Source organism: Arthrobacter sp. BI5, assembly GCF_056680065.1.
In genome coordinates this window covers 2,479,374-2,495,610 of the sequence record NZ_CM155264.1, presented here as the reverse complement: position 1 = coordinate 2,495,610, position 16,237 = coordinate 2,479,374, and the positions used below count along the sequence as shown (strand labels likewise).

Annotated in this window: 15 protein-coding genes; 8 read left to right on the top strand and 7 right to left on the bottom strand. The window is 68.3% G+C overall.

Going from position 1 to position 16,237, the window contains the following annotated elements; all coding sequences use genetic code 11:
- Window positions 1-28: 28 nt before the first annotated feature.
- Together wecB and rfbA are read right to left on the bottom strand one after the other, a co-directional pair.
- Window positions 29-1,174 (bottom strand): non-hydrolyzing UDP-N-acetylglucosamine 2-epimerase, encoded by a 1,146-nt coding sequence (wecB, locus tag AC1MED_RS11470; protein WP_479783390.1) that lies wholly within the window; start codon window positions 1,172-1,174, stop codon window positions 29-31.
- 518 nt (window positions 1,175-1,692) lie between these two features.
- Window positions 1,693-2,580 (bottom strand): glucose-1-phosphate thymidylyltransferase RfbA, encoded by an 888-nt coding sequence (rfbA, locus tag AC1MED_RS11465; RefSeq protein ID WP_479783389.1) that lies wholly within the window; start codon window positions 2,578-2,580, stop codon window positions 1,693-1,695.
- Window positions 2,581-2,647: 67 nt separating this feature from the next.
- Between rfbA and rfbB the strand changes: the two genes are divergently transcribed.
- Together rfbB and AC1MED_RS11455 are read left to right on the top strand one after the other, a co-directional pair.
- Window positions 2,648-3,646: a dTDP-glucose 4,6-dehydratase gene (gene rfbB, locus AC1MED_RS11460; RefSeq protein ID WP_479783388.1), complete on the top strand. Its 999-nt coding sequence runs from the start codon at window positions 2,648-2,650 to the stop codon at window positions 3,644-3,646.
- A gap of 3 nt (window positions 3,647-3,649) precedes the next feature.
- Window positions 3,650-5,062 (top strand): sugar nucleotide-binding protein, encoded by a 1,413-nt coding sequence (locus tag AC1MED_RS11455; RefSeq protein ID WP_479783387.1) that lies wholly within the window; start codon window positions 3,650-3,652, stop codon window positions 5,060-5,062.
- Window positions 5,063-5,119: 57 nt separating this feature from the next.
- On the opposite strand, the gene AC1MED_RS11450 is transcribed toward AC1MED_RS11455, so the two are convergent.
- Window positions 5,120-5,701 carry a YdcF family protein gene (locus tag AC1MED_RS11450; protein WP_479783386.1) on the bottom strand — a complete coding sequence of 194 codons (582 nt, stop codon included), beginning with the start codon at window positions 5,699-5,701 and terminating at the stop codon, window positions 5,120-5,122.
- Window positions 5,702-5,902: 201 nt separating this feature from the next.
- Here AC1MED_RS11450 and AC1MED_RS11445 point away from each other — a divergent pair, with 201 nt between their 5' ends.
- The 4 genes from AC1MED_RS11445 to rsmD are packed head-to-tail and all read left to right on the top strand — an operon-like array spanning window position 5,903 to window position 10,911.
- Window positions 5,903-6,907, top strand: coding sequence for a thiamine-phosphate kinase (locus AC1MED_RS11445; protein ID WP_479786660.1), 1,005 nt, complete (start codon window positions 5,903-5,905; stop codon window positions 6,905-6,907).
- A 22-nt stretch (window positions 6,908-6,929) separates the two neighbouring features.
- Window positions 6,930-8,009, top strand: a complete 1,080-nt coding sequence (locus AC1MED_RS11440; RefSeq protein WP_479786658.1) for a DAK2 domain-containing protein — start codon at window positions 6,930-6,932, stop codon at window positions 8,007-8,009.
- Window positions 7,999-10,209: an ATP-dependent DNA helicase RecG gene (locus AC1MED_RS11435; RefSeq protein ID WP_346959985.1), complete on the top strand. Its 2,211-nt coding sequence runs from the start codon at window positions 7,999-8,001 to the stop codon at window positions 10,207-10,209. The genes AC1MED_RS11440 and AC1MED_RS11435 overlap by 11 nt, the downstream gene beginning before the upstream one ends.
- 60 nt (window positions 10,210-10,269) lie before the next feature.
- Window positions 10,270-10,911 (top strand): 16S rRNA (guanine(966)-N(2))-methyltransferase RsmD, encoded by a 642-nt coding sequence (gene rsmD / locus AC1MED_RS11430; RefSeq protein WP_479783385.1) that lies wholly within the window; start codon window positions 10,270-10,272, stop codon window positions 10,909-10,911.
- A gap of 67 nt (window positions 10,912-10,978) precedes the next feature.
- Here rsmD and AC1MED_RS11425 read toward each other — a convergent pair whose 3' ends face one another.
- Complete coding sequence (locus tag AC1MED_RS11425) at window positions 10,979-11,956, bottom strand: ABC transporter substrate-binding protein (protein ID WP_479783384.1); 978 nt, start codon at window positions 11,954-11,956, stop codon at window positions 10,979-10,981.
- Between the two features lie 213 nt (window positions 11,957-12,169).
- Here AC1MED_RS11425 and AC1MED_RS11420 point away from each other — a divergent pair, with 213 nt between their 5' ends.
- A complete protein-coding gene (locus tag AC1MED_RS11420) occupies window positions 12,170-12,661 on the top strand; it encodes a MarR family winged helix-turn-helix transcriptional regulator (RefSeq protein WP_479783383.1) in 492 nt (163 codons plus the stop codon).
- An 8-nt stretch (window positions 12,662-12,669) separates the two neighbouring features.
- Here AC1MED_RS11420 and AC1MED_RS11415 read toward each other — a convergent pair whose 3' ends face one another.
- From AC1MED_RS11415 to AC1MED_RS11405, 3 genes are read right to left on the bottom strand one after another with little or no spacing between them, the layout of a single operon-like run.
- Window positions 12,670-13,458, bottom strand: coding sequence for a spermidine synthase (locus tag AC1MED_RS11415; protein ID WP_479783382.1), 789 nt, complete (start codon window positions 13,456-13,458; stop codon window positions 12,670-12,672).
- Window positions 13,455-14,663: an aminotransferase class I/II-fold pyridoxal phosphate-dependent enzyme gene (locus AC1MED_RS11410; RefSeq protein WP_479783381.1), complete on the bottom strand. Its 1,209-nt coding sequence runs from the start codon at window positions 14,661-14,663 to the stop codon at window positions 13,455-13,457. Before AC1MED_RS11410 ends, AC1MED_RS11415 begins: the two co-directional genes overlap by 4 nt.
- Complete coding sequence (locus AC1MED_RS11405) at window positions 14,660-15,562, bottom strand: SDR family NAD(P)-dependent oxidoreductase (RefSeq protein WP_479783380.1); 903 nt, start codon at window positions 15,560-15,562, stop codon at window positions 14,660-14,662. The genes AC1MED_RS11410 and AC1MED_RS11405 overlap by 4 nt, the downstream gene beginning before the upstream one ends.
- Window positions 15,563-15,610: 48 nt before the next feature.
- On the opposite strand from AC1MED_RS11405, the gene coaD reads away from it, so the two are divergent.
- A complete protein-coding gene (coaD, locus tag AC1MED_RS11400; RefSeq protein WP_346959978.1) occupies window positions 15,611-16,111 on the top strand; it encodes a pantetheine-phosphate adenylyltransferase in 501 nt (166 codons plus the stop codon).
- The last annotated feature ends 126 nt before the right edge of the window (window positions 16,112-16,237 follow it).

The following is a 16,237-nucleotide window of genomic DNA, read 5'->3' as shown; positions in this document are numbered from 1 at the left end:
CGCGGCACTCTCGCCGAAGGTGACCTGTTTAAGCCCCGTCGAAGTCCGCGATCCGGTAGCCGACGCCGAGCAGTTCCTGTATGGCGGCTAAGGTGCGGGCGGCGGCTTTGCCATCGCCGTACGGGTTTACCGCGTTGGCCATCGTCTCGAAGTGCGCCGGGTCGTGCAGGAGCCGCGTCACCTCGGCGACGATCTTTTCCTCGTCCGTGCCGATCAGCTTCACGGTGCCGGCCTCGAGAGCCTCGGGCCGCTCGGTGTTGTCCCGCATGACCAGGACGGGTTTGCCCAGGCTGGGCGCTTCTTCTTGCACGCCGCCCGAGTCGGTCAGGACAACGTGGGCCAGGGAGAGCATTCGGGTGAACTCGCCATAGGGGAGCGGCTCTGTCACCACGACGTTGGACTTGCCCTCCAGCGCTGGTAGGACGGCCTCCCTGACGGCGGGGTTCTTGTGCACCGGCAGGACGATTGCCAGATCAGGTTCGGAATCTGCGAGCCGGGCGAGGGCCCGGCCGACCCCGCGCATGGCGTCGCCCTGGTTCTCCCGCCGGTGGGTGGTCACCAGCAGGATCCGCCGTCCGGAGGCTGCGAGTTCTTCGAGCTGCGGGTCGGTGAAGGGGATTTCCTTGCCGACAGTTGTTAATAAGGCATCGATGACGGAATTCCCGGTGACCACCACGTCGTCGGCGCTGATACCCTCGGCCAGCAGGTTTGCCTTACTTACCGGCGTGGGTGCGAGGTGCAGGCTGGCGATCTGGCTGGTGATCTTCCGGTTGGCCTCCTCCGGGAACGGGGAGAAGAGATCGCCGCTGCGAAGCCCGGCCTCGACATGAACCACCGGGATGCCGTGGTAGAAAGCGGCGATCGCGCCCGCCGTCGACGTCGTGGTGTCGCCCTGAACGATCACGGCGTCCGGTTTGTCAGCCGTGAAGAGCCTGTCCAGGCCGTCGATGGTGCGCGTCATGATGGCGGAGAGGGACTGGCGCTGCTGCAGGATGTCGAGGTCATGGTCCGGCACAATGCCGAAAAGCTCGTTGACCTGGTCCAGCATTTCGCGGTGCTGGCCGGTGACGGTGACAACGCAGTCAAAGAGCGGGGATTCCTGCAGCTCGGCGACGATGGGGGCCATCTTGATGGCTTCAGGCCGGGTTCCGAAGATCGGCATGATCTTGAGCATGGAAAATTCCCCCAAAGTTATGTGTTGACGTCGGCAACGATGCTACGGGAATGCGCGCAATTCGCGGAATCGACGGCACACATGGCCGCGTAGGATCGCTGCGCTAAGGGCTGTTGGTGCTAGCCGGCAAGCAAGAGTGCTGCAACGAGGGCAGGCACAGCCAGGCACACAACAATCACCGCAACAAGGGCGACAAGCCGCTTGCGCTGGTAGGCGGTCCTGCGTGCGGACGTCGGCCCCCGCTGTGGCTTGGGGCGTGGAGCTGACTCGGGCGCCGCTGGGAAAGGAGCGGCACCAGTGACCAACAGTTCATCAGGGATGTCAGCACGAAATCGTTTCCGGCGGAGGTGCCTGGGCGCGGCAACCAGCGGCGGAGTTTGTGCGGCGTCATGCTCCAACGTCGGTCCTCCTCGCATGCTCGGTCGTCGCCCTGGTCGACGACGTCTACCGGGCCATCCTCAATTCTTACATCACCACGCGTTGGATCTGCATTCGAACCGAATCCCGGATTCTGCGGTCTACCGCGCCGCTGCCACGCCAGCGGGCTCTTCGAGCAGGCCCATGAGGTAGGAGCCGTAGCCGCTCTTGACCAGCGGCGCAGCGCGCTCGTAGAGTTCGCCGTCGCTGAGGAATCCCAAGCGCCACGCGATTTCTTCCGGAGCGCCGATCTTGAGGCCCTGGCGGTGCTCCACCGTGCGGATGAAGTTCGAGGCGTCGTTCAGCGAATCGAACGTGCCGGTATCAAGCCAGGCAGTGCCGCGGGGCAGTATCTCCACGTGGAGTTCGCCGCGGTCCAGGTAGACCCGGTTAACGTCCGTGATTTCGAGCTCACCGCGGGGAGATGGCTTGAGGTTCTTGGCGATCTCTATGACGTTGTTGTCGTAAAAGTACAGGCCGGGAACTGCGTAGTTGCTGCGGGGTTGGAGCGGCTTTTCCTCCAGCGATATGGCCTTGCCGTTCTCATCGAATTCAACGACGCCGTATGCCCCCGGGTCTGAGACCCAGTAGCCGAACACCGCGCCGCCTTTGATGTTCTCGAAGCGACGGAGCTGGGTGCCCATGCCCTGGCCGTAGAAAATGTTGTCCCCGAGGACCAGTGCCACCGGCTCGTTGCCGATATGCTCCTGGCCCAGGATGAAGGCCTGGGCCAGCCCGTCGGGACTGGGCTGTTGCTTGTAGTTGATGTTCACCCCGAACTTGCTGCCGTCGCCAAGCAGCCGCTGGAACTGGTCGGCGTCGTGCGGGGTGGTGATGATGAGGATGTCGCGGATGCCGGCCAGGATCAGCGTGGAGAGCGGGTAATAAATCATCGGCTTGTCATAGACCGGCACCAGCTGTTTGCTTGAGCCAAGAGTGATTGGGTGCAGTCGGGAGCCGGTACCGCCGGCCAGGATTATTCCACGCATGGGCTTTATCATTGCCTGCAATTTGTCCGCCAGCAAACCGGCTCTTCCCGCGCGTTAGGCTGTACGGATGCAGAAACTCCTTGTCACCGGCGGCGCCGGCTTCATTGGCTCGAACTTTGTCCATTACGTCATGGAAAACACCGACGACCATGTCACGGTCCTGGACAAGCTCAGCTACGCCGGCAACCTGGAATCCCTCAAAGGCCTGCCGGATGAGCGCTTCCGTTTCGTGCAGGGCGACATTTGCGACGCCGCCGTGGTGGACGCCCTGGTCGCAGACGCCGACGTCGTGGTTCATTACGCCGCCGAATCGCACAATGACAACTCGCTGCACGACCCTCGCCCGTTCCTGGACACGAACATCATCGGCACCTACACCCTGATCGAAGCGGCACGCAAGCACAACAAGCGCTTCCACCACATCTCCACCGATGAGGTGTACGGCGACCTGGAACTCGACGACCCTGAGCGGTTTACCGAGGACACCCCGTACAACCCCTCCAGCCCGTATTCCTCCACAAAGGCCGGTTCGGACTTGCTGGTCAGGGCCTGGGTGCGGTCCTTCGGCCTGCAGGCGACCATCAGCAACTGCTCCAACAACTACGGTCCGTACCAGCACGTGGAGAAGTTCATCCCGCGGCAGATCACCAACGTGATCGACGGCATCCGCCCCAAGCTGTACGGCAAGGGCGAAAACGTCCGCGACTGGATCCACGCCAACGACCACTCGTCCGCCGTCCTGGCGATCATCGCCAAGGGCCGCATTGGCGAAACGTACCTGATTGGCGCCGACGGCGAGAAGAACAACAAGGACGTCGTCGAGCTGATCCTCAAGCACATGGGGGAGACCCCGGACGCCTACGACCACGTGGTGGACCGGCCCGGCCACGACCTGCGGTACGCGATCGATTCCGCCAAGCTGCGCGACGAACTCGGCTGGGAGCCGCAGTTCTCCAACTTCGAGGCGGGCATCGAGGACACCATCGCCTGGTACCGGAACAACGAGGACTGGTGGCGTCCGCAGAAGGCCGCCACCGAAGCCAAATACAAGGAACAGGGCCAGTAGGACATGTCGATCGAGTTCTCGAAAAAGCTCACCGCCCACGAAACGCCGATTCCCGGCGTCGTCCTCTACGACCTTCCCGTCCACGGTGACAACCGGGGCTGGTTCAAAGAGAACTGGCAGCGGGAAAAGATGGTGGCGCTGGGACTGCCGGACTTCCGTCCCGTGCAGAACAACATCTCGTTCAACGAGTCCGCCGGCACCACCCGCGGCATCCACGCCGAACCATGGGACAAGTTCGTTTCCGTGGCCACCGGGCGGATCTTCGGCGCCTGGGTGGACCTGCGCGAGGGACCGACCTTCGGCGCCGTCTTCACCGCCGAGCTGGATCCCAGCCAGGCCATTTTCATTCCCCGGGGGGTGGGAAACGCCTTCCAGACACTCGAAGACAACACCGCCTACGCCTACCTGGTCAACGACCACTGGTCCGCCGACGCGCAGGGCCAGTACACGTTCCTGAACCTTGCCGACGAGACCGCGGCCATCAGCTGGCCGGTCCCGCTGGAGCAGGCCGAGCTCTCAGACAAGGACAAGGCGCACCCGCGGCTGGCGGACGTCACGCCGATGCCGCCAAAGAAGGTCCTGGTTCTCGGCGCCGACGGCCAGCTCGGCAAAGCCCTGCGCAGCGCCTACGACGGCGACGCGTCTGTGGAATTCGCCGGCCGCGCCGACTTTGATCTCGGCAGCGAGGACTCGTTCACCGGGCGCAACTGGAAGAACTATTCCGCCATCATCAACGCCGCGGCCTACACCGCGGTGGACACCGCCGAGTCGGCGGAAGGCCGCGCCGCCGCCTGGGCCATCAACGTCACCGCCGTCGCCAGGCTGGCCCGGACCGCTGTTGAGCACGACCTCACGCTGGTCCACGTGTCCTCCGACTACGTCTTCGACGGTACCCGCGCCGCCCACGACGAGTCCGAGCTGGTCTCCCCGCTGGGTGTGTACGGCCAGACCAAAGCTGCGGGCGACGCCGTCGTCAGTGTGGTGCCCCGGCACTACATTGTGCGCACCAGCTGGGTCATTGGCGACGGCAACAACTTTGTCCGCACCATGGCCTCCCTCGCGGCCCGCGGCATCGAACCCTCGGTGGTCAACGACCAGATTGGGCGGCTGAGCTTCACCCAGGACATCGCCGCGGGGATCCGGCACCTGCTCGAGACGGGCTCGCCCTTCGGCACCTACAACCTCAGCAACGCCGGGGAACCGCAGTCCTGGGCGGACATCGCCGCCGACGTGTACGAACTGGTGGGCAAGCCGCGGGACGCCGTCACCGGCGTCAGCACCGAAGAGTACTTTCGTGGGAAAACTGTTTCACCGCGGCCGGAGAACAGCGTGCTGGACCTGAGCCGGATCACGGCCGCGGGCTTCGAGCCGGCACCGGCCCACGAGAGGCTCCGCGAGTACAGCAAGGGGCTGTAATATCGGCCGCGCCGGGCGAGGCCTAGCCTCGGCCGGCGGTCGGCCCGGATTCCCGTCTCAGCCGTTGCCTGAGGGGCATTCGGGCCGCAGTGACACATCGATCAGGCCGCCCGTTTCGATGACAAAGCGCCGCAGCCACTGTGCCGGTGAGAAGTCCGGGTGCGAGGGCACCATCTGGACGTCCGCCGTCGTGCACTGCTCCATCAGCCGCCCGGCGCGGGTGACGTGGTAACTGGAGGTCACGACCGTAATGGACTTCCACCCGTTGAGCTTGACGAGTTTGCCGATCGCCTGCGCCTCGCCGCGGGTGTCGTATTCACCGGGCTGGAAGCAGACCAGGCTCGAGTTGGGGAACTGTGCCGTATTGCATTTTTCGTCCGCCACCTTGTTTCCGGGCGTGTCCGTGTGGGAGAGCACCAGGACCGGGGCGCCGAGTTCCTGCTGGACCCGCTGGGCCACGGGCAGGCGTTCGGAGCTGGCCCCGCCCAGCATGATGACGGCGTCCGTGCGGTGCACGCTCAAGGGGTCCACATTGACAAACAGCTGGATGGCGATGATCAGCCACAGCACAGCCGCCCCGGCGGTGAACGCCAGGCCCTGGGCCGCCGCAGGCGGCAACGAGGGCATCGGTCGGGGCATGCCTAAGAGTTTCGCACGTGCCCTGCCAACCACGAAATGCCGGGCCGGCGTGCCGTTCTGCGCACTACCGGGGCCAACCGCGGCGGCCGCCCGGCCCCCGTTGTCGCACCCGCGCGATAGCGTAGGGCTGTGCCTGAAGCCCTGACCCCCGAAAGCCAACCCCCTGAACCCCGCAGCCCTGAACCCCCCAGCCCTGACCCCCTGACCGTGGCTGAACTCTCCGAGTCGGAGCTCCTCGCCCGGATCTTCCCGCGGCTGCACGGCGGGAGCAACCGCTCCCTGCTGCTGGGACCCGGCGACGACGCGGCGATTGTGGCCGCACCGGATGGCCGCACCGTGGTCAGCATCGACACCCAGGTGGCGGACCAGGACTTCCGGCTGCAGTGGAACAACGGCTACCGCACGTCCGGCTACGACGTCGGCTGGAAGGCCGCCGCCCAGAACCTCAGTGACATCAATGCCATGGGCGCCCGCGCCACCTCCATGGTGGTCAGCCTGACCATGCCCCCGGAAACCCTCGTCTCCTGGGTGGAGGACTTCGCCGACGGGATGAGCGCCGGGATCCGCGGGCTGGGCGCGGAAGACTGCGCCGTGGCCGGCGGGGACCTGGGCCGCGGGCGCGAACTCTCCGTCAGCGTCGCCATCCTGGGCACCCTCGACGGGCAGGCCCCGGTGCTGCGCTCCGGCGCCCGGCCGGGGGACACCCTGGCGCTCGCCGGCACCGTGGGACGCGCCGCCGCCGGCCTGGCCCTGCTGGAATCCGGCAACCCCGTGAACGCACTGAGCCCGGAGCAGCGTTCGCTGATGGACACCCAGTGCCGGCCCCTGCCCCCGCTTGACGCCGGTCCGCTGGCCCGGGACGCCGGCGCCACGGCCCTGATGGACATCTCCGACGGACTGGTCCGGGACGGCGCGCGGATGGCCGCGGCCAGCCACGCCGTGCTGGACCTGGACCCGGCCGCGCTCAAGGAACTCGCCGCGCCGCTGCAGCCGGCCGCGGCCCTGCTGGGTGCGGACCCGCTTGCCTGGGTGCTGGGCGGCGGCGAGGACCACGGCCTGCTGGCCGCCTTCCCGCCGGGCGTTCAGCTGCCGCACGGGTTCACTGCGATAGGCTCGGTAGAGGCCTCTGCATCAACAAACAGCACAGGCGTCACCATAGCGGGCAGGCCCGCTGACACTGTGGGATGGGATCACTTTGCAGACTAAGATTGCCGCCAACGCGCAAGCGATGAAGCGGTGGTTGGACAAGGCGGAAACAACGCTGGGGAACCACAGCGATCGCCTGAACGCCATCAACATCTTTCCCGTGGCCGACGGCGACACCGGGACCAACCTCTACCTCACCGTGCGCGCCGCCGCCCGGGCGCTCCAGGATGTCGCCACCGACACCGCCGCCCTGCCGCAGCTGACTGCCGATGCGCAGCTGCACGTGGTGGGCCCGCCGGACCCGGCGCAGAACGACGTCGGTGCGGTCCTGGCCCGGGCCGGGCAAGCCGCTATCGAGCAGGCGCGGGGCAACTCGGGCACGCTTTTCGCCGTGTTCCTGTGCGCGGCCGCCGAACCGCTGGCCGGCCACCCCCGGCTCAGCTCGCCGCTGCTCGCGGCCGCCCTCAACCGCGCCCAGATCCGGGCCTGGTCCGCGCTGAGCGACCCGGTCCCCGGCACCATGCTCTCCGTCATGGAAGCGGCAGCCCGTGCCGCCGCCGCCGTCGACGCCGAGCACGACGGCGACGACAGCAACCACACCCTGGGCCTGGCGCTGGACGCCGCGGTGGAAGCGGCGCTGGCCGCCGTAGTGCACACCGAGGACCAGCTCGAGGCCCTGCACACCGCCCACGTGGTGGACGCCGGCGGCGTCGGGATGCTCCTGATCCTGGACTGCCTGCGCTCCGCCGTCCTGGGCGAGGAGCTCCAGGACCAGCTGCTGGACGGCCTGCACGGCTACGACGTCCAGGACCCGCACATCCACGCGGACATGCCGCGCGATGACGGTGTGGAGGTTATGTGCACCATCACGCTCTCGCCGCTGGACGCGGCCACCATGCGGCAGCGGCTCGACGAGATGGGCGAGTCCGTGATCATGAGCCAGGTGGGCGGCGACGCCGACGCTGACGGCGCCTACCGGTGGCGGGTGCACGTCCACGTGCCCGACCCTGCCCCCGCCGTCGCACTGATCCGCTCCCTCGGCGAACCCTCGGACATCAGCGTCAGCGACCTTGCCCTCCCGCGCGATCCCGACGCTCTCCCCGGGGAAACAGTTCCCGGCGCCCGGCCCCGCAGCACGGACCTCGACGGACATGAACGCTGAACTTGAACTGGGCCTGGACCGCCGGATCGGCAAGCGCTCCGCGGCCGTCATTGAAAAGCACCTGGGCATCACCACCGTCGGCGGGCTGCTGAACTATTTCCCGCGCCGCTACCTGAACCGCGGCGAGCTGACCCCCATCAGCGAGGTCCCGCTGGACGAGGAAGTGACCCTGATCGCGCGGGTGGTCTCCAGCAGCACCCGGTCCATGCGCGCCCGCAAGGGTACGCTGACCGACGTCGTGATCACCGACGACGCCGGCACCCTCAAGGTCAGCTTCTTCAACGCCTACCGCGCCAAGGCCGAGCTGCTGCCGGGCCGACGCGCCCTGTTCTCCGGCAAGGTGACCCGCTACGGCGGCTCCCTGGGCCTGACCAACCCGCAGTACCAGCTGCTCGACGAAGACCCGGACATCCCCGGCATGGACCCGGAGAAGCTCGCGGCGATGCCCGTCCCGGTGTACCCGGCCACCGCGAAGCTGACCAGCTGGTCCATCCAGAAGGTGATCGCCACCCTGCTGGAGACCGCCGAACTGGAGGGCCTGGACGACCCGCTGCCCGCCGCGATCGCCGCCCGGGAAAAGTTCCTGCCGGTCGCGGACGCCTACCGGCTGATCCACATCCCGCACACCCAGCCCGACTGGCAGCGGGCCCGGGACCGGTTCCGCTACCAGGAAGCCCTGGTGCTGCAGTCGGCCCTGGCCCGGCGCCGCGCCCAGCTCGCGGCCGAGGAGGCGACGGCACGCCGTCCCGTACCCAACGCGCTGCTGACGGCGTTCGACCGGCAGCTGCCCTTCACCCTGACCGCCGGCCAGGCCGCCGTCGGGAAAACCCTCGCCGAGGAACTGGCCCTGGACTCGCCGATGAACCGGCTGCTGCAGGGCGAGGTGGGCTCGGGCAAGACGATCGTGGCCCTGCGCGCCATGCTGCAGGTGGTCGACGCCGGGGGACAGGCGGCGCTGCTGGCCCCCACCGAGGTGCTCGCCGCGCAGCACTACGACTCCATCCGCCGCACCCTGGGACCGCTCTCCCGGGACGGGCTGCTGGGCGGCCTCGGCCCCGATTCGGTCCAGGTCACACTGCTGACCGGCTCCATGCCCACCGCCGCCCGGAAACAGGCCATGCTGGACGCCGCCTCCGGGACCGCCGGGATCGTGATCGGCACCCACGCCCTGCTCAGCGAGAACGTCTCCTTCTACGACCTCGGCCTGATCGTGGTGGACGAACAGCACCGCTTCGGCGTCGAACAGCGCGACGCGCTCCGGGCCAAGGCCAGCAAGCCGCCGCACCTGCTGGTCATGACCGCCACCCCCATCCCGCGGACCGTGGCCATGACCGTGTTCGGCGACCTGGAGACCTCCGTGCTGGACGAACTGCCGGCCGGCCGCGCCCCGATCTCCACGCACGTGGTGGGCCTCGCCGAACACCCGGCCTGGGCCACCCGGATCTGGTCCCGCTCGCGCGAGGAGATCGACGCCGGCCACCAGGTCTACGTCGTCTGCCCCAAGATCGGCACCGACGACGACGGCGACTTCAGCCCCGGCGAGGCCGAACCCACCGACGCCGACCTGGCCGAGACCGGCTCCCGGGAGCTCGCCTCGGTCACCGGCGTCGTCGAACTCCTGCGCGACGAACCGGCGCTGGCCGGAGTCCCCGTGGCGCCGCTGCACGGCCGGCAGGACCCGGTCCTCAAATCCGAGACCATGGCCTCCTTCACCGCCAACCAGACCAAACTGCTGGTCTCCACCACCGTGATCGAGGTCGGCGTGGACGTGCACAACGCCACGCTTATGGTCATCCTGGACGCGGACCGGTTCGGCATCTCCCAGCTGCACCAGCTCCGCGGCCGGGTGGGCCGCGGCGGGCTGCCGGGCACCTGCCTGCTGGTCACCACCCTGGAACCGGGGCACCCCAGCCGGCGCAGGCTGGACGCGGTGGCGGCCACCACGGACGGCTTCGAGCTCTCCCAGGAGGACCTCAAGCTGCGCCGCGAAGGCGACATCCTGGGCGCCTCCCAGTCCGGCGGCCGCTCCACGCTGAAGCTGCTGCGGGTCCTGGAACACGAGGACATCATCGCCCGGGCCCGGCAGGACGCCCAGGCGATCGTCGGCGCTGACCCGGACCTGGCGCGCCACGCCGGCCTGGCCGCGGCGATTGACGACTACCTCAACCCCGAGAAGGAGGCGTTCCTTGAACGCGGCTAGCCCACCAAGCGCAGCGAGCAACACCACGGCGCCGGCCACGGCCGGACAGGAGCGGCAGCGATGAGCCGCATCATCGCCGGCGCCGCCGGCGGCACACCCCTGGTCAGCGTGCCCGGATCCCTGACCCGGCCCACCACGGACCGGGTCAAGGAGGCGCTGTTTTCCCGGCTGGACGCCTTCGAGGTCATCGCCGACGCCCGGGTGCTGGACCTCTACGCCGGCTCCGGGTCGCTTGGCGTGGAAAGCGCCAGCCGCGGCGCCCTCACCGTTGACCTGGTCGAATTCGACGGCAAGGCCAGCGAGGTCTGCCAGCGCAACGCGGACCTGGTCAACACCGTGGCCCGGCGCAAGGTCGTTTCCGTGCACCGTTCCAAGGTCGAGTCCTTCCTGGACCGCACCGCCGAGGCGACCCGTTGGGACCTCGTGTTCCTGGACCCGCCCTACCCGCTGGATGAGGCGGCGCTGGCCGCCGTGCTGGCCAAGCTGCTCCCGCACCTGGCCGAGGGCGCCGTCGTCGTGGTGGAACGCTCCGCCCGCACCCCGGAGCCCACCTGGCCGGAGGGCCTGGAGCGGTTCGCGGAGAAGAAATACGGCGAAACCCGGCTCTGGTTCGCCGAACCCGGCGTGGACACCGGGGACGGTGTGGACGCTGAGGACGGGGCGGACGACGTGGAGGACGCGGCGGGCGGCGCCGCTAACTGACCCCGCACATGGCAAGGGACGACGGCGGAACCTCCCGCCGTCGTCCCTTCTCTATCCCCGGGAACCGCTATTTCAGGATGGTGCCTGACACGTCCGGCGTCGAGGGCACAATGCCGTACTTGGCCATCAGCTCGCCGAGCTTGCCCAGGACGGGTTCGTTCAGCTTCCCGTCGAAGTCCTCCAGCCGCAGCTTCGAGGCCACCGCCTCGGGCATCTTCATGAACTCCGGGAGCAGGGCCCGGACCTTGTCCGGGTTGCTCTGCGCCAGGGCCAGGGTTTCCGTCATGGCCGCCTTGAAGTCGGCAACCACCTGCGGGTTCTGCTGGGCATAGCTGCCGCTGGTGAAGGTCACCATGGTGGGCAGGCCCGGCAGCGCCTCCTGGTTGTTGTAGGTCACCAGCTTGTTGCCTTCGCCCAGGAGCTTGGACAGGAACGGCTCGGGGACCCAGACGGCGTCGACGTTGCCCTGGGCCAGCTGTGCCCCCATGTCCTGGAACGGCAGCTCAAGGAACTTGACCGCGTTCGGATCGCCGCCCTGCTTGGAGACGACCTCCTTGATGGTCAGGTCTCCCTGCGCGTTGATGGTGTTCACCGCCACCTTCTTGCCGGCAAGGTCCTTGGCCGAGGTGATGCCGGAGTCCGCCTTGGCGACGACGCCGTTGATGTCCTTGCCGGTGGCGAGCGAGTTCGAATAGCCGGAGACGATCCGCATGTCCAGGCCCTTGTTCTTGGCCAGGAGCACGGACAGCGGATTCCCCACGGCGAAGTTCATCGTTCCGGTGGAGACGGCGGGAAGCATCGCCGCCCCGCCCTGGCCGCTCTGCAGCTCCACCTTCAGCTTGTGCTTGGCGAAGACGCCCTCATCGATGCCCAGCTTCACGGCAGCGGACGGGGCAATCGAGATCACACCGATGCTGATGTTGCGCATGCCGTCGCTTCCCGCGGCCGGGGCGGACGAGGTGGATCCGGACGGCGACCCGCTGCCGCAGCCGGTGAGCAGCAGTGCCGCGGCCACGCCGACGGCGGCAAAGGTGAGTCTCTTCATAACAGTCCACTTCCTTGGGGTGAGTTATCAGACGATCGGGGCACCTTGCCGGGCAAACAACTTGACGGCAACCCCGAAGGTATGTACATGACAACCCATATAGTTGAGATTGTCAATGATAATTTTTTCAACTATTCACGGCGGGCCGGCGGCCGGCGGTATCGTTGAGGCTGTCAAGCGCTCTGCGGAGCCAACCGGAAGCTGCGAGGACCTGTGGCCGAATCAACCCAGCACGTCGGGAACCCCTGGGAGGGCGCCGCCGTTGCGGCTGTCCCGGACCGTCTTCTCGCCGGCGACCTGGTGGACGAAATTGAGTTCCTGGCCGCGCGGGCCCGGGCCCTGGGCAGCGCCCACGCGAACGCCATGCTGGCCCCGCTGGATCTGAAGGTGCGCTCCTACTCGGTCCTGGCAGTGGTCTGCGGCGGCTCGGAGCCATCCCAGCGCGAGCTCGCCGACTTCCTGCGGCTGGATCCCAGCCAGATTGTGGCCCTGGTTGATGCGCTGGAACAGCGCGGGCTGGTGTCCCGCGCTGCCGATTCCCGCGACCGACGCTCCAAGGTCATCCGCCCGACGGCGGCCGGGATGGAGCTGTACCAGCGGGCCGCGGCAGCTGTCCGGACTGCCGAAAACAGGTCCCTGGCAGCGCTGGACGGCCCCGAACGGGATCAGCTCCGCGTCCTGCTGCGCAAGATCGCCTTCGGCTGAGCGCCTGATCAGGCAGAGAGCACATCCAGCTCGACGCCGGAGAGCACTTTCGCCGGGTGCGGGCCGCGGGCCGTCAGCGCCGCCGTCCAGGCCTCGGGCCACGGGCCCTGCGTACCAGCCAGGATGATGTTGCCGGGGTGCCGGCCGGCGAACATGCCGGTCTCGGCGAACGCGGCCACATCGGCCATCGCCCGGCGCAGCGCAGCCACCTGGCTGCGGACCAGGGTCAGGCCCGGTTCGTCGCCGACGTTGATGACCAGGACGCCGCGCGGGGTCAGCCGGGCCGCGGCCTCCTGGTAGAACTCGGTGCAGGCAAGATGCTCCGGCGCCTCCGGCCCGGAGAAAATGTCCAGGATCACGACGTCGAAACGCAGCTCCGCCGGCAGCGCGGCCAGCGACTCGCGGGCGTCGCCGATCACCGTGTGCAGCTGGGTCCCCTCCGGCATCGGCAGCTGCTGCAGCACGAAGTCCAGCAATTCCCGCTCCAGCTCCACCGCATACTGCACCGAGCCGGGCCGGGTGGCCTGGATGTACCGCGCCAGGGTCAGTGCGCCGGCGCCCAGGTGCAGGGCGGTGATGGGTTCGCCCCACGGCGCCGCGAGGTCCACCACGTGGCCGATCCGGCGCAGGTACTCGTAGAAGATGTCATCCGGCTCGGCCAGGTTGACGTGGGACTGCTCGGCCCCGCCGATGCTCAGAACGAACCCGCCCTCGGTGAACGCGTCCGGCTCGATCACGGCGTGCTGGCCGGTGGTCCGCAGGAAGCGGGTGGCCGCCGCGGCGCCGTCGGTACTCACAGGACGTACCGCAGGGTGGCGAGCCGTTCGGCGGCTTCCTCCAGGACGTGGGTCCGCTTGCAGAACGCGAACCGGAGCAGGCTGCGGGTCCGCTCGGCTCCCTCCGGATGGCAGAAGACCGGGACCGGGATGGCGGCGACGCCCACCAGAGCGGGCAGCCGGCGGGCCAGGTCCACCGCATCGGAGATGCCCAGCGGGGCGGTGTCCACGTTCACGAAGTAGGTGCCCTGCGGGGTGAAGACCTCCAGCCCCGCCGCGCGGAGCCCCTCGCTGAGGATGTCGCGTTTGAGCCGCAGCGTGTCCGCGATGCCGGCGTAGAACTCGTCCGGCAGCCCCAGCCCCACCGCAATGGCGCTCTGGAACGGGGTTCCGGAACTGTAGCTGAGGAACTGTTTAACCGTCCGGGCCGCGGCCACGAGGTGCTCCGGGCCGCTGAGCCAGCCGACCTTCCACCCGGTAAAGGAAAAGGTCTTTCCGGCGGACGAAATGGTCAGGGTGCGCCCGGCCGCTCCGGGCAGCGTCGCGATCGGCAGGTGCCTGGCGCCGAACGTGAGGTGTTCGTAGACCTCGTCGGTGATGATCACAGCGTCGTGCTCGGTGGCGAGCTCGACGATGCGTTCCAGGACCTCGCGCGGGAACACCGCACCGGTGGGGTTGTGCGGGTTGTTCACCAGCACCACCTTGGTGCGGTCGCTGAACGCCGCCGCCAGCGCGTCGAGGTCCGGCATGAAGTCCGGAGCCAGCAGCGGCGCGGTGACGTGCCGGGCGCCGGAGAGTCCGATGATGGCGCCGTAGGAGTCGTAGAACGGCTCGAAGGTGAGGACCTCGTCGCCGGGCCCCACCAGGGCCAGCAGTGCAGCCGCGATGGCCTCGGTGGCGCCGGTGGTGACGATGATTTCGGTCTGCGGATCCGGGGTCAGCCCGTAAAACCGTTCCTGGTGAAGGGAAATGGCCTCCCGCAGCTCCAGGATGCCCTTGCCGGGGGCGTACTGGTTGGCGCCGGCGGCGATGGCGGCCTGCGCGGCGTCCTTGATCTCCGCCGGGCCGTCCTCATCCGGGAAGCCCTGGCCGAGGTTAATGGCGCCGGTGCTGAGCGCCAGCGTGGTCATCTCCTCGAAAATGGTGACGCCCAGGTCCCCGGTGGGGGAGAGCAGGTTGGCCCCGAGGGCCGCGCGCTGCCACGGGGCCAGCGGCTGCCCGGTCACCGGGTTTCCGCCTTGCCGGATTCTTCTGCTGCGGCTCCGCTGCGGCCGGTGAACTTGTCCATGGTGGTGTAGATGCCGAAGATCTTCCCGCCCACGAAGTCCCACGCCCTGACCGGCAGCAGCCCGCGCAGCACCTTGCCCAGCTGCGCCGTCGCCGGGGCAATCAGCTGCGGCTGGCCGGCAGCCGTGGCGCGCCAGGCGCGGTTGACGGCGTCGTCCGGGGTCATCAGGGGAGTGAAGAGGGGGCCCCGGGCGCCGGCGAACATGCCGGTGGAGATGTAGCTGGGGCAGAACGTGGTGACCTTGAGGTGGCCGTAGCCCTGCTGTTCGAGTTCCAGCCGCAGCGAGTCGCTCCAGCCGATGACCGCCCACTTGGAGGCGGCGTAGACGCTCATCCGCGGGTTGGAGACGGTGCCCGCGGCGGAGGCGATGTTCAGGATCCGGCGCGGCCGCCCGCCGTCGGCCATCATGGCCGGCAGGAAGGCGTGCGTGACGTACATCGGGGCGAGGGCGTTAATGTCCATGGTCAGCGCGATGTCCCGCGCCGGCTCGTGCTCCCAGAACAGGGCGCCGCGCACGATCCCGGCGTTATTGATCAGCAGGGTCAGCGGACCCTCGGACGCCGCCTCCCGGGCGGCCTCCGCGATCGCCTCCCGGCTGGCCAGATCCACCCGGCGGACGACGGCGCGCGCCCCGAGCGCGGTGACCTCGCCGGCCGTCCGGGCCAGGCCGTCGGCGTCGACGTCCCAGAGGATCACGACGGCGGCTCCCTCGCGCGCCGCGCGCAGCGCATACAGCCGGCCCATGCCCATGGCGGCGCCGGTGACAAGGACGGTGCCGCCGGAGACGGTGAACGGCGCGGGCGCTGACGCGGCAGTAGAACTGTTAGATGCTGACATTCCGCCATGCTATCCCGGAGCGCAAGGCCGATGGGGTAGGTTCGGAGCATGAGACGCGCCGTATGCCCTGGCTCCTTTGACCCTATTCACAACGGCCACCTGGAAGTCATTGCCCGGGCGGCCGGCCTCTTCGACGAGGTCATCGTGGCAGTGTCCACCAACTATGCCAAGAAGTACCGCTTCGGGCTTGAGGAACGCCTGGACATGGCCCGGGAAACCCTGGCGTCGCTGCGCGGCATTGTGGTGGAACCCGTGGGCGAGGGCCTGCTGGCCGAGTACTGCCGGCAGCGCGGGGCCAACGCTATTGTGAAGGGCCTGCGCTCCTCCTCGGACTTTGACTACGAGCTGCCGATGGCCACCATGAACCGGCAGCTGACCGGCGTCGAAACGGTGTTCATTCCCGCCGAGGGCCATTACCTGCACCTGTCGTCCACTTTGATCAAGGAAGTGTTCACCCTTGGCGGGGACGTCTCGGACTTTGTGCCGAAGTCCGTGCTGAAACGGCTGGGCTCCGGCGAGCCGGTCCAGGATCAGCCCCGCAGAGGGTAAGCTTGATCGGTACTCGGCGGCCTGCTGCCGGTTGCGCGGGCCCTACCGGGCCGGCGCACGGCGCTGAACCGTGCGCTGCCGTCCGGTTTGAGTCCGTTGGTAAGTTCAGGCTAAGATGGTACGTCG